Genomic DNA, 13300 nt, shown 5'->3' on the forward strand with positions numbered 1-13300 from the left:
AGATTTGTTATTGGCCTCATCATTAACCTTTATATTTAGGGAAAGCACCCCATTATATAGTTTGTTCAGCCATTAATACCTGCATAACTATCCAATATTATTTAAGTTATTGCTCTGTAACCTTATGGCTTTTATATCAAAAAAATCAAACACGAATATAATAATGCCATCGTTGATATGGCAGAAAAATAGGTGACTTATGAGCAACAAAATTCCTTTATCCTTTCTAGACTTAGCGCCCGTTCCTACTGGTAAAACCATCGCTGATGGCATTGCCCAAACCGTTGAGATGGCGAAGCAAGCAGAAAAATTCGGGCTAACACGTTACTGGATGGCTGAGCACCATAACATGGCCGGTATTGCCAGCGCAGCGACCTCGGTATTGTTATCGCATATCGGTAGCCAAACCGATCGTATTCGTATTGGCTCGGGTGGCATCATGTTACCGAACCATGCACCCTTAATGGTTGCTGAACAGTTCGGTACCTTGCAAGCGTTATATGGCGACCGTATTGACTTGGGACTCGGACGCGCACCTGGTACCGATGGCGCCACTTTTCAAGCACTACGTCGGCAAATGAGTGATGCTGAGCGCTTCCCACAAGATGTGCAAGAATTGATGTATTTGTTAGGCGATGAGACTGACAATAGTCCCGTCCAAGCCTTCCCAGGGGCAAAATCAAACGTCCCTATTTGGATTTTGGGCTCTTCATTATTTGGTGCCACGTTAGCCGCCCATTTAGGTCTGCCTTATGTGTTTGCTTCCCATTTTGCCCCGCAAATGCTTAGTAAGGCGATCACTGCTTATCGTGAGGAATTCAAGCCCTCCGCTTATCTTGATAAGCCTTATGTGATGCTAGCGGCGAACCTGTTGCTCGCCGATGACGATGCGACTGCACACTATCACTTTACTTCAGCGCAACAAAGCTTTGTGCGCTTACGTCGTAATGAGCGTGGACAGATGCCAAAACCTACCCATGATATGGACAGTATTTGGAGTCCCGCAGAAAAGACCATGGTCGATAGTGCATTGTCGGTATCGTTTATTGGGTCAGTTGAAACCGTCAAGCCAAAACTTGCTGACTTCCTTGCGAAGTATGAGCCTGATGAGCTGATTGTCACGGCTAACGTCTATGACCAAGCAGCACGTTTACATTCGCTATCGCTAGTACCTCAGTTAAATTTGTTTACTTTACAATCGGCAGCAGCGCTTGCATAATTATTGAATAACTTTAATGAGATAATCAACATGAACCCCTCTACTTTTATTGGCTCTTCAATATTTTTATACATCTTGGCCTTTATTGTGGTCATGGTGGTTGCGGGCTATTTTACCTACCGTATTAGCCCAAGCGGGAAAAAACGCCGCGAAGAGCGCAATGAACGTCGATAGTTGAATTTTAAACTCACATAAAAAAACCTCCCGCTCTATCATGAGCAGGAGGTTTTTTTATGCTTTTTTTGTCGACAATAATCACAGCTTATTATGAGAGCGTGTTGGAAATTTAAAAAATCTCGGCTTTTAAAAGACTGAGTCTTTAGGAGAGTGAAACACCAAGATTTTTTTGTACAGCAAGTTGCGTGATATATAACGCCACTGCGGCATCAAAACTTGCAGCCCCTACGGATTTAAAGAAGGTGATTGCCTGCTCGTGGTCGGTATCATTTTCTCTTAACGCTCCTGTTACCAACCCTTGTAAATCGCCGCTAAGATCATCCCATGTCCACGCACAGTCAGGCGCGTCATTAGCTTGGATTAAATCGCCGGCTTCGTGATGGCTACCGATCAAATCATCAACAATCACTATGCTGCTGGCTTCGATAACATCATTGCTAATCTCTTTCATCGATGGTCGATAAGCTCCTACCGCATTAATATGTGCGTCAGGTTTTATCTGATCTACCGAAAATAAACCACTCTCAGCTCGGGTCGCTACGTTAATAATGTCCGCATCGTGCAGGGCATCAGCAATCTGCTCGCAAACCATTAGTTCAACGTCCCACTGCTCATAATCACGAGTAAATTGCGTTTTAAACTGCTCAGCGCCTTCAAGACTTCTATTCCAAAGGTAAATGGTTTTAATCTCAGGACGAACCGTGAGCACAGCATTTAGCTGTTCATAAGCCATACCACCGCAGCCGACTACTGCCACACTTTGACAATCAGGCTTGGCCATATATTTGGTCGCGATACCTGATAGCGCTGCTGTCCGTACTTGCGTAATATAGATACCATCCATCACTGCCAACACCTCACCAGTGGCATTGTCCGATATGGTAATAATCGCTGTGGTAGTCGGCAAGCCACGACTGGGATTGTCAGGACAAATAGTGACCAGCTTCACTGCTGTATATTCTTGCTTACCATCATAAATGGTCGCTGGCATTGATAAATGCGACCCTGAGCTGTGCTTACTATTATTGCTACTATTGCTAAAAAGCTCATGACTAAAAGTCTCAATGACCAAACGCTCAGGTGATTTCACCCAATTGGGATGCTCAGCCTGTCGATGTAACAACGCCTCAATAGTATCAATAGCGTCCTGCATATTAAGATGTTCGGTAACTGCTTGTTGGTTTAACCACTGCATAGAGCATTCCTTGTTTATGAATTCTTTTATATACTATTTTACTAACCTATTGGGGTAGGTTGAACATTGAGACTTTATCGTGAATAAGTGCCAGCAAAAAGATAATACTCAGTAGAATTTAAATTCTCGCACTAAAAAATACTTTTCGCTGATATTAGGGCTTGTTGAACATTCGACCATAACACTGACAGCGACTATTTTTTAGTCTCAGCTCTTAAAATAGGAGCAAATCAAAAACATCTAGTTTAGTCGTTCTAAGCGGATAGTTTTGACAAAGTAGCGGCAAAAAAGAGTCCTGTCCCTGTTTTGGATTGTTAAGGCTGATGCTAAAACTGCTCCCTGATGTTTATAAGCCGGGTGTAGAAAATCTAGCTAAAGCATCTGCAATATCGTCAATTTTCCTCTTGTCTGGAACACAGCTTTGATTAACTAGTAGCTATCAGCAGTGCTTATTTATGAATGTTCAACACGCCCTATAAATCAATAATCCTACTGCTATCACGCACATAGCATGTTATACACCACTTTTGCGAACTCTCGCGTTCTGGCAGGTTCGGAGAGTGGCTGCATCATCTTACAAGCTTTATTACGTAATGAATATCATGATAAAGGCTATGATGAAGATTATTATAAATAATTGTGATAAAAGTTATGAGCACTACGGATCAAATTTAGCTGCTGGTTTTTATAACTATTTTACACCTATAAAGTTTTCGTACTGAATACCAAAGGTAAACTGGTTATTCCAGCGGTTTACGATATCATGGGTGACCCTGATGATAAATATAGTGAAACAGGGTTAGAGCCAGTGTTAGACGGACGTATATTAGTCCCTAAGAATGGCAAATTTGGTATTATCGATACCAATACAAAAAAGCCGATCTACCCTTACAAAATTAGGATATATCGGCTTTTCTAAGCTCAGTTAGGTATTAGTATTGCACTACCGGAAGACTGGCTAGGGCGTGTCATCAATTAAATAATGAGGATAAAAATGAGATAGATTTTCGTCAATCAAAGTAATTTTTGCAGAGAATATGAACATATTGTCTATAAATTTTCAAAGAGTGGCGGAAATATAGCCATTTTTAGCCCATTAGATTTTAATTGTGTTAAATGATGACACGCCCTAGCGCTTATCAAAACAAATCTATAGCGGTTAACGGCTTATGGTGATTTTCAGGTTATAGCCGACTTAAAAATCGACCTTACCTCGTAATGATTTTTTCCTACCTCGCTGCGTTTTTTGGTCCATGCGCTTGCGCCGAGCATTTTTACTCGGTTTACTGGGTCTTCGGGTCTTGCTAACGTAAGTGGCTTTTATTACAAACTGTTGAAGGCGCTCGAAGGCATCGCTCTTGTTTTTTTCTTGGGTGCGAAATTGCTGCGCTTTAATGATCAGCACGCCTTCTTTGCTAATACGGCTGTCCTTGCTTTCTAATAAAAGCTGTTTGTTAGAGTCGCTAAGACTTGAGGCTTTGATATCAAAACGTAGATGAATCGCAGAAGATACTTTATTTACGTTTTGCCCGCCTGCACCTTGGGCACGGATGGCGTTAATGTCTACCTCGTGGTCATTAAGGCTTATGGTGTTGCTTATAAAAATCATGGTCTACTTTTGTATAAAATAATCAATGTTTATGGTTTATCATAAACTATTATCAAATAGACGGCTACCTGCAGTCTATTTGGCTTCTACAGCACGTAAGGCATTTAGATGAAGGGGCTTCCTCATAGCGACAAGAATTTTCTTTTAGAGTGATTAGGGCGTTGGTCAAAAGAAGTAAATCAGTTGATAATTCAACGCTACTAAGAGAGAACACGGCTAATATAAGGCCAGCTCATATAAACCAGCCAGCTACTTTATAAAATTTTCTGGAAGATACTTTATGTTAATTAATGCAGATTTTTCGCTTGCCGCAGCGCGAGCGCCTGAGGACTATCAATGGGTTAACTCCCCACAAAACGGCGTTGAGCGCGTGATGCTTGACCGCGTAGGCGAAGAAAAGGCCCGTGCCACTAGTATTGTACGCTATGCTCCCGACTCTTATTTTCCACCCCATTTACATCCCGGTGGCGAGGAGATTTTGGTATTGTCTGGCACTTTTTCCGCAGACGATAAGGATTATCCAGCCGGTTGGTATCTGCGTAATCCGCCAAAATCAGGCCATAAACCTTATAGTCGTGAGGGTGCTGTTATCTTCGTCAAGCTCTGGCAAATGTCGGAAGATGAAGACCAACAGGTGGCTATCGATACTCAAAATAAAGCCAATTGGCAACCACAAGGAGAACGTCAAGTCTGTCCTTTATTCTCGAACGATAACGAGCAGGTTAGCTTGCAAAGGCTGAATGCGGATAAAGCGTTATTCACTACTGAAATAATAGGAGGCGCAGAACTGCTAGTAACAGAAGGCGAACTGATAGACGCAGGGCAAATCTATAAGCGCGGCAGCTGGATACGTCTACCAGTAGGTGCATTCCCGAAATTAAACGCTGGTGCAAAAGGTGTTACCTTCTATCTTAAAACTGGACATCTTGCTCAAATAGAGAGCCTTGATTCTAAAAACTTCTAACTTTAACATACAGTAATATTAAAAAAGCTTCCATCTGTTAATTGAGGCTATTAATTAGGAAAAACTTAATATGAAAAATATACCAGTTGCAATTGTGGGTGGCGGTTTAAGTGGTTTATATGCAGCGTTCTTATTAGAACAAAAAGGTATCGACTATATACTTTTGGAAGCTCGTGATACTTTGGGTGGTCGCATTGTCGCTGGTAGGTCTCACGAACACCTGAATTCTGCACCTCCTAATTCTAAAACTATAGAAAGGGAAGTAACCGACAGCTTTGATTTGGGACCCTCTTGGTTTTGGCCTGATTTTCAGCAGCAATTAGGTCGTCTTATTGATGATTTAAAACTAGAAAGCTTTGCACAATTCGAAGAGGGAGATATGATGGTTGAACGCTCTGCTAACGAGTCCCCTGTCCGTACGCAAGGCTATAAAAGCTCACCTCCTTCAATGCGCCTGAAAGGTGGTATGGCAGCATTGATTAATGCCCTGTATTGTCGCTTGGATTCCACATGCGTTCTCACCGGCCAAATAGTACGTCAGCTGACTAACAAGGGTGATTATATTGTGCTTGCCGGCGAAAACTCATCTGGACAAATTATGACTTGGCAAACTCAACACGTGCTACTCGCCTTACCGCCACGTTTGGCAGAAAACAGCATAGAGTTTACGCCCGCTTTACCACCAGAACTGACTAAACAATGGCGTAACACGGCTACTTGGATGGCGCCCCATGCTAAGTATTTCGCAGTTTACGATATGCCTTTTTGGCGAGAGCAAGGTCTGTCAGGAGAAGCTAGAAGTGCGCTAGGGCCGCTTAATGAGATTCATGATGCCTCTGTAATAGGTGGTAGTGGCGCGCTATTTGGTTTCTTAGGAGTTCCCGCGCAAGTACGCCAAAGCGTGTCTGAAGAAGTGCTAAAAGACCATTGCCGCGCACAATTAGTTCGCCTATTCGGCACGCAAGCAGACTCACCAAAGGCAGAGTATCTTAAAGATTGGTCCCAAGATCCATTTACGGCAACGACTGCTGATGCTAATAGCGATGGACAGCACGCGTCAGCCCCTACTGCCAAAGCGGCATCAGGTGTATGGGAAGACTGCCTGACTGGAATCGGTAGCGAATGGTCGCAGCAGTTTCCTGGCTATACAGCTGGCGCTATTGAGGCCGCAAGCTTAGGGGTGCAAAACTTGCCTGAATCTGTTTTACGAGGTAAGATTTCGGCACGTTCTAATTTACCCAGTGTTTAATTATGAGGTTAAAAATTGCACAAATGGGTTGTTTCTATTTAATAATCAATGAGTTAACAATAAATGAGCTTGATACGATTTTGAAAGCTCTCAAGTTAATGTCTATGGATATTGACCATATACATCACTATAAATGTAAAGGATAAAACCGGTGACTACCTTAAGATACATCGCTCATTACCCCGAGCAAATCCAAACCCAAGTAGGAATGCTGATCAGCAACGGTCGGTTGGGGGGTTATATTGAAAAGAGCTATCCTAGCCAGCACCAAATACAAAGTGATAAAGCGCTATATCAGTATATAAACGAGCTAAAAAATCAATACATGCGTAAAAGTGGTTCTCTTACTCAAGTCAGCTACAACAGTAAACTCAAAGTGCTTAAAGATGCGTTGGGCATCCACACCTTCCAATCTCGAGTGCAAGGCAATAAGCTTAAATCACATAACAGCATCACGGTGGCCAGCTTATTCAAAGAGGCGCCGCCTGAGTTTTTGCGTATGATTGTCGTGCATGAGTTAGCACATTTTAAGGAAAAGGAGCATAGCAAAGCGTTCTATCAACTATGCTGCCATATGGAACCTGATTACCATCAATTTGAGCTAGACACCCGATTATGGTTGCAGTGGCGTGAACTGTAATATAATTTGCTTTAATCACCCTTCTCATAATTTTATTGCGTTAATGCAGGGTGCTCAAAACGTGGCTATTGATTTGTCACAAGAATTGCTCGTCAGTGAAGACGCAAAGAAAAGGGTTTGGCTTTCATATAATAGGCCTGAGTATTTTAAATGAGGCACGCTATAGCATTGAAGGCTGCGATAAAGTCATCAGTGCTATATCAGTACTTCTCGGTAAATTAAGCACTGCTACCCCATCAAATTAAGCGCCCACCAAGAATTTTAAAAAGCAGTGTGCTAAAAAATATAACCTAACTTGATAAGTAAGAATTTTGCAATTTCAAATAGTGTCCATCAAACAAGGGTTTTATAGCCACTTATAGTTTTTAAATATAAAAAGCAGCACTCTAGAATAGATTTCTAAGGTGCTGCTTTTTGGATTATTGTTAATAGTATAAGAAGTTACATGCTGTGAATTATATTACGATTCGCTACACTGACAGCATTTCGAACACATATCACATTTTTTACAAGTTGCAGGACAGGTACAGTCACATTTCGGGCAAGGGCAGCTAGAATTATAATGTATTGAAGCTATCAATAAGTTCAGTTTATTTTTAGAAATGGCTTTCATAATAGATCCTTATTCATGATAGATAATTCATTGTGGCAAGAATCAGTAAGGTACTCTGTCATTTTATTGTCAATTTAATAGCTTAGTTAGTTAATTGTTCTCTGACCTAAGAACTAATAAATAGTGAATTATATCCAAGTGGACTACTCCGATTATTTATCACCTTACCTTAAGACGCGACAGCTTTTAGATAGCGACTTACCCCCGCAACTACTGTCTGTTCAATCACTCTATCATCGCCCAACATCATCAGCACAAATAGACGCTTATCAAGCGAGTTGGTCTGCGTCATACGGCGCTCAAGTAATTCAGTAGCTGCCATGTCTATAACCACAAAATCCGCTTCCTTGTTAGGCATAAAGTTACCTATTTTTTTATCTAATAATAACGACTGGGCATTGCCCAAAGTAATCTGATATAGCCCTTGATGAGCGGGTAACGGATTGCTTTGTAATTGCTGGACTTTATACGCCTCTGACAAGGTGGTCAGCATCGATAGACTGGTTCCCGCCCCCACATCAGTAGCAATACTCACACCGGTGTAGCTTAAGGTTTTGGACAAGTCAAACAGCCCACTACCCAAAAATAAATTGGACGTTGGGCAATGCGCTATTTGTGTGCCGGTCTCGCGCAGCCTTTCGTACTCTGAAGTCTCAAGGTAGATGCCATGCGCCAAAGTTGTACGCCGACCAAGTAGCCCCATATCTTCATAGACATCCAAATACCCTTTATGATTGGGATAAAGCTCGCGCACAAAAGCGATCTCATCACGATTTTCTGCCAAATGCGTTTGCAAATAGACGCTGTCGTAACTGGCATATAACTCGCCGGTTAGTCGCAGCTGCTTTGGAGTCGACGTAATGGCAAATCTTGGCGTAATGGCCACATGCTGACGTCCGCGCTCATGCCATTTATCGATGATATCTTGGGTGTCACGAATGCCCTGTTCAGCAGGAACACACAAATGCGCAGGCGCGTTTTGATCCATCAGTACATTTCCCGTAATCATACGGGTATTTAAGCGCTGGCTTTCAGTAAAAAACGACTCCACTGATTGCGGATGACTGGTTGAAAACACCAAGGCGCTGGTCGTACCATTGGCAAGCAACTGATTTAAAAAGAACTTTGCGGTGTCATGCGCAACCTTTGGATCACCAAAATTGGCCTCAGTGACAAAGGTATAATTATTGAGCCAATCAAGCAGCTGCTCACCGAAAGCGGCGATCATATCTATCTGCGGATAGTGTACATGGGTGTCAATAAATCCTGGCATGATAAGCTTATGCTGATAGTCATGAATCTGTACCGGTTCTCGACCCTCTTCGGCAGCTGTACTGGCGTAATCTGCTAGCACTGCCTTACTACTACCATAATCTACAATAAGACCCGTCGTATCATCGACGACCAGTGCGCCATCGGCAATGTATTCAGGATATACTTTCACGCCTGCGATGACAGGCATTAGTGAAATGCTTTTATCAACCGTCGTAGTTTTTGATGAGCGCTCAGCCCTATCCTCAAGGTCATCTTCGGTCAGATAATGCAATAACTGAGCTTGGTAAATATGTAGGGTCATTTATAGGTCTCGTATTGATTGGTAATGTAGTGAATACTAAATAAAATAGATACAACACCTCAACTCGCAAGGCTGGCAGGTCTTTCTCGCTTGCTATGCAGCTGCGCCACTTTTCGATGCTTCAAAATTCCCCACAACCACGCTCGCTGTAGCGCCTTTAGAGTAGACCAACGTTGAATTAGAAGACAGTGGGTTATGACTGATGATAATTCTGCAAAATTTGAGAGGCAATAGATACGGCAACGGCCATCGGCTCTTTACCACCGATCGGCAGTCCGATTGGCATGGTCAATTTATCGACTATATGCTCACTATAACCACGATGAAGCAGACGGTCTTTAAAACGTTTTGCTTTGGTTACTGAGCCAATACAACCAATATAGGGTATTGAGACTCGTGGATTGTCGCTGTCTGTTATAGCGTTATCGTTATCCAAATCGTTATCCAAATTGCTAGCTAAGATATTGTTATCTAAAATCACATCTACAGACGCACGTACCAGTTCAAAATCGACACCGTGGTCATGGGTCATGATAAGAATAAAACGCTGAGTGCCTGAGCAAGGTGAAGAATTTTGAGAGTTATTAGTGATAAACGGAAGAATAAAATCAACAGGTTCATCACTAACATGCGGACGAATATGCGCAGGAAGTTGATAAAGAACAGGTTTCTTTAAATTTAAAGTGGGTTGATCGGTTTGATTCGATGTATCTAATAAATAAGGCTCAAACATCTCAGCGCGACTGTCGACCCAGTCCACTTGGCAAGGCAATTCAGCAAGTACAGTCATCAAAGCCGCTGCCACATGCCCTGCCCCAAATACCAATATCGATAGCGGGGGTGTCACATTAAAGCACTCAAACATGACGGTGACACTACCCCCACAGCACTGTGCCAACTTGGCACCAAGGGGATAATGCTTGGTGTAAACCGTATCGCGGCGTACTGCTTTGGCTGACTTCGATTCCATTTCGCTGTTGAGGTTTTTTTTAGAAATCTTTTCTTTTTTAGAGCTCTTTGATGCGGTTGCCTCTATCTCACCATTGAGTAATTGCCGCGCAGTAGTCATAACGTCATGCTCAAGCCCGCCGCCGCCCAGCGTGTCACAACAGCTATCAACAGTGATAACCATTTTGGCCTGTAACGCTCGGGGCGCTGAGCCATTGACCGCGACAACAGTCGCCAAAACGTGCGCAATACCTTGCTGCTGGTATTGCGCTAGACCGTCATACCAACGTGTGGGCGGCATTGTCGAAGCTGATGATGAATCATTCACTGTGTGCAGGCCCTCTAGCCGTTGACACGTTAGGATGTTCTATCGCTTCAGGCTGGTCGTCCGTTAATTTACCTTCGACCTCTGGCGGATTGATATCTTTACCATGAGGCACTTGCTGCGGCATCACTCGATCATCATCAATACCACAATCATCATCAACCGGAGTCAAGCTATCAATAGTGTCAGCGTCTACCTTAATGTTAATTTCCCATTCTTGCCCTTGCATGCGCATCACCGCTTTTAGCACGGCTTCTGGGGTCGCAGGCATGGTAAGCTCTGGGTTTTTCTTATAATGACCCAAGCTTGCTACCGCATTATTAATAGCGCACCAGACGCTAGCGGCTAACATCAATGGCGGCTCACCCACTGCTTTAGAATTGTAAATCGTCTGCTCTTCATTTTTACGCTCAAACAGTTTAACCTGCCACTGCTTCGGCAAATCGTGAGCGGTAGGAATCTTATAATTGGCTGCACTATTGGATGCTAAATTTCCCTTTTTATCCCAAGTAAGTTCTTCAGCCGTGAGCCAACCCATGCCTTGAATGAAGCCCCCTTCAATCTGACCGATATCAATGGCAGGATTAATCGACTGCCCCACATCGTGTAAAATATCACAGCGCAGTACCTTGTACTCACCCGTCAAAGTATCAATCTCAACTTCAGCGCAAGCCGCACCCAATGCAAAGTAAAAGAACGGTCGACCCCAAGCTTTGGAGCGGTCATAAAATATCTTCGGTGTTTTATAATAACCGGTAGAAGACAGACTGATACGATGCTGATAAGCCAACTGAACCATCTCAGCAAAGGTGACATTTTCTTTATCACCGATATAAACATGATTACGCTCAAACCGTATATCCTCTTGTGCAACCTCAAAATGCTCAGCAGCAAACTCGACTATGCGCCCCTTAATCGTTAGACAGGCGTTTTGCGCCGCTTTACCGTTGATATCCGTACCCGATGAGGCGGCAGTCGGTGAGGTATTGGGTACTTTATCCGTCTGCGTTGCTGATACTTTAACGGTGTCTAAATCAACGTCGAATTCATTGGCGACGATTTGGGCAATTTTGATATATAACCCCTGCCCCATTTCCGTACCACCATGATTGAGGTGGATACTACCATCGGTATAAATATGTACTAGAGCGCCCCCCTGATTCAGCGTCTGCACTGTAAATGAGATACCAAACTTCACAGGCGTTAAAGCAAGACCAAGGCGCTTATCGCTACCTTCAGCTTCGGCTTGCTGATTGGCCTCCATAATTTGCTGGCGGCGCTTATCATAATCACAATCTTCTGCCAGCGTATTGATGATAGTTGCCAAATCAAAATGCTCAATCGGCTGGCCGTAATGGGTGCTTTGACCATTTTGATACAGGTTATTTAGACGCACTTGTAACGGGTCTTTTCCGAGAGTATAAGCGATATCGTCCATCATGTATTCAGCAGTGATCAGACCTTGCGGCCCGCCAAAACCTCGAAAAGCAGTGTTAGATACCGTGTGGGTCTTGCAACGATGTCCTGCGACATGGGCGGCAGGATAATAATAGCCATTATCACAGTGAAACATCGCTCTATCGACGATAGCATCGGATAAGTCTGGTGCATAACCACACAATCCTGCCAACTGCATATCGACCCCAAGCACTTGGCCTGACTCATTCACACCGACTTCATAACGATTGGCGAATTCGTGACGCTTGCCGGTCACTACCATGTCATCTTGCCGATCTAGACGCATACTGACTGGCACATTATAGCGTTTGGCGACGATACCGCACAGGCAGGCCCATGCTGCTGCTTGGGTCTCTTTACCACCAAAACCGCCGCCCATTCTGCGCACCACGGTATTGACTGCATGAAAGGGTAAATCTACCACTTCAGCGACCAGCTGCTGCACTTCACTCGGATGCTGCGATGAGGTATAGACCTCTAACCCGCCATCATCACAAGGCACTACGTACGACACTTGACCCTCAAGATAAAAGTGTTCTTGGCCCAGCATATGAATGTGCCCTTGGATGCGAACAGGTGCACCTTCAAGCGCAGCCTCAGTATCGCCACGCTGCATAGTATGGCTGGGACGAACAAAAGAATCCTGTTCTAACGCTTCATCAACACTAAGCACTGCTGGTAATATCTCATATTCTACAATGGCTTTGAGCACCGCTTTTTTTGCGGCACGGTGATTGGTGGCTACCACCACAAATAGCGTCTGACCTGCATACTCCGTGATTTCATCCACCATTAAGGGCTCACCGTCAAACACCGCACCGATATCGGTCTTGGCAGGCAAGTCTTTAAAACTTAAAACATCCACCACTCCGTCGGCATTTCTCACCGCACTCAGGTCCATACTCAATACGCGTGCATGAGCATGATTGCTTTTACCCACTGCTAGATGCAAAGTTTCTTGCGGCTTTAAGATATCATCCACATAAGTTGCCGTCCCCATGACATGACTGATCGCACTGTCATGCTTGGCTGAAGTACCGATTTTATTTTTGGCTGGACGTACTCGGCGGATGCTGTAGCTGTCAAATAACGAAGATTCATGGCTCATAGTGGCGCTCTCTTTTATTGATGCTCTTTTATTTTAATAAGATTTGTGCTGTAGCAACTTTATAGTTGGCAAATCATAATTAGTACTAAATAAAATGGATGCCAATAAATTTTCGTATAGCAGGTAAAAATTTTTCTAGCTTACTGTGTGACTGCGTCACTCCAGAGGCTTCGAAAATTTCTCCCAGCCATACTGACTTTTTTAAAGTGACTAAACTGT

The 13300-nt window shown here is 43.5% G+C and carries 11 protein-coding genes; 6 read left to right on the forward strand and 5 right to left on the reverse strand.

Translation table 11 applies throughout. The features are described from left to right. Window positions 1-199: 199 nt before the first annotated feature. Both U1P77_RS05505 and U1P77_RS05510 read left to right on the forward strand, forming a co-directional pair. Window positions 200-1219 (forward strand): LLM class flavin-dependent oxidoreductase, encoded by a 1020-nt coding sequence (locus tag U1P77_RS05505; protein ID WP_321156365.1) that lies wholly within the window; start codon window positions 200-202, stop codon window positions 1217-1219. A 30-nt stretch (window positions 1220-1249) separates the two neighbouring features. Continuing rightward, window positions 1250-1393 (forward strand): hypothetical protein, encoded by a 144-nt coding sequence (locus U1P77_RS05510; RefSeq protein WP_201556201.1) that lies wholly within the window; start codon window positions 1250-1252, stop codon window positions 1391-1393. A 145-nt stretch (window positions 1394-1538) separates the two neighbouring features. Here U1P77_RS05510 and U1P77_RS05515 read toward each other — a convergent pair whose 3' ends face one another. Then, a complete protein-coding gene (locus tag U1P77_RS05515) occupies window positions 1539-2591 on the reverse strand; it encodes an ornithine cyclodeaminase family protein (RefSeq protein WP_321156366.1) in 1053 nt (350 codons plus the stop codon). 511 nt (window positions 2592-3102) lie between these two features. Between U1P77_RS05515 and U1P77_RS05520 the strand changes: the two genes are divergently transcribed. Continuing rightward, window positions 3103-3228, forward strand: coding sequence for a hypothetical protein (locus tag U1P77_RS05520; RefSeq protein ID WP_321156367.1), 126 nt, complete (start codon window positions 3103-3105; stop codon window positions 3226-3228). A gap of 558 nt (window positions 3229-3786) precedes the next feature. On the opposite strand, the gene arfB is transcribed toward U1P77_RS05520, so the two are convergent. Further along, window positions 3787-4200, reverse strand: coding sequence for an alternative ribosome rescue aminoacyl-tRNA hydrolase ArfB (gene arfB, locus U1P77_RS05525; protein WP_321156368.1), 414 nt, complete (start codon window positions 4198-4200; stop codon window positions 3787-3789). A gap of 280 nt (window positions 4201-4480) precedes the next feature. Between arfB and U1P77_RS05530 the strand changes: the two genes are divergently transcribed. The 3 genes from U1P77_RS05530 (at window position 4481) to U1P77_RS05540 (ending at window position 7053) form a co-directional block, all read left to right on the forward strand. After that, on the forward strand, window positions 4481-5164 hold the full coding sequence (locus tag U1P77_RS05530) for a cupin domain-containing protein (protein ID WP_321156369.1): 684 nt from the start codon (window positions 4481-4483) through the stop codon (window positions 5162-5164). A gap of 70 nt (window positions 5165-5234) precedes the next feature. After that, window positions 5235-6413: a flavin monoamine oxidase family protein gene (locus U1P77_RS05535; RefSeq protein WP_321156370.1), complete on the forward strand. Its 1179-nt coding sequence runs from the start codon at window positions 5235-5237 to the stop codon at window positions 6411-6413. Window positions 6414-6564: 151 nt separating this feature from the next. After that, window positions 6565-7053, forward strand: a complete 489-nt coding sequence (locus U1P77_RS05540) for a M48 metallopeptidase family protein (protein WP_321156371.1) — start codon at window positions 6565-6567, stop codon at window positions 7051-7053. Window positions 7054-7835: 782 nt separating this feature from the next. Here the strand turns inward: U1P77_RS05540 and guaD are convergent. From guaD to xdhB, 3 genes are all read right to left on the reverse strand, one after another. Beyond that, window positions 7836-9242, reverse strand: a complete 1407-nt coding sequence (guaD, locus tag U1P77_RS05545) for a guanine deaminase (protein WP_321156372.1) — start codon at window positions 9240-9242, stop codon at window positions 7836-7838. Window positions 9243-9435: 193 nt separating this feature from the next. Further along, complete coding sequence (locus U1P77_RS05550; RefSeq protein WP_321156373.1) at window positions 9436-10518, reverse strand: XdhC family protein; 1083 nt, start codon at window positions 10516-10518, stop codon at window positions 9436-9438. Continuing rightward, window positions 10511-13081 (reverse strand): xanthine dehydrogenase molybdopterin binding subunit, encoded by a 2571-nt coding sequence (gene xdhB / locus U1P77_RS05555; RefSeq protein ID WP_321156374.1) that lies wholly within the window; start codon window positions 13079-13081, stop codon window positions 10511-10513. The genes U1P77_RS05550 and xdhB overlap by 8 nt, the downstream gene beginning before the upstream one ends. Between the last annotated feature and the right edge of the window lie 219 nt (window positions 13082-13300).

The sequence above is a fragment of the Psychrobacter sp. LV10R520-6 genome (genome assembly GCF_900182925.1).
Classification (GTDB): domain Bacteria; phylum Pseudomonadota; class Gammaproteobacteria; order Pseudomonadales; family Moraxellaceae; genus Psychrobacter.

Excerpts from the sequence above, each read along its gene's own strand:
- U1P77_RS05505 (WP_321156365.1), top strand. The coding sequence starts at position 200 with ATGAGCAACAAAATTCCTTTATCCTTTCTAGACTTAGCGCCCGTTCCT.
- U1P77_RS05510 (WP_201556201.1), top strand. The coding sequence starts at position 1,250 with ATGAACCCCTCTACTTTTATTGGCTCTTCAATATTTTTATACATCTTG.
- U1P77_RS05515 (WP_321156366.1), bottom strand. The coding sequence starts at position 2,591 with ATGCAGTGGTTAAACCAACAAGCAGTTACCGAACATCTTAATATGCAG.
- U1P77_RS05520 (WP_321156367.1), top strand. The coding sequence starts at position 3,103 with ATGTTATACACCACTTTTGCGAACTCTCGCGTTCTGGCAGGTTCGGAG.
- arfB (WP_321156368.1), bottom strand. The coding sequence starts at position 4,200 with ATGATTTTTATAAGCAACACCATAAGCCTTAATGACCACGAGGTAGAC.
- U1P77_RS05530 (WP_321156369.1), top strand. The coding sequence starts at position 4,481 with ATGTTAATTAATGCAGATTTTTCGCTTGCCGCAGCGCGAGCGCCTGAG.
- U1P77_RS05535 (WP_321156370.1), top strand. The coding sequence starts at position 5,235 with ATGAAAAATATACCAGTTGCAATTGTGGGTGGCGGTTTAAGTGGTTTA.
- guaD (WP_321156372.1), bottom strand. The coding sequence starts at position 9,242 with ATGACCCTACATATTTACCAAGCTCAGTTATTGCATTATCTGACCGAA.
- xdhB (WP_321156374.1), bottom strand. The coding sequence starts at position 13,081 with ATGAGCCATGAATCTTCGTTATTTGACAGCTACAGCATCCGCCGAGTA.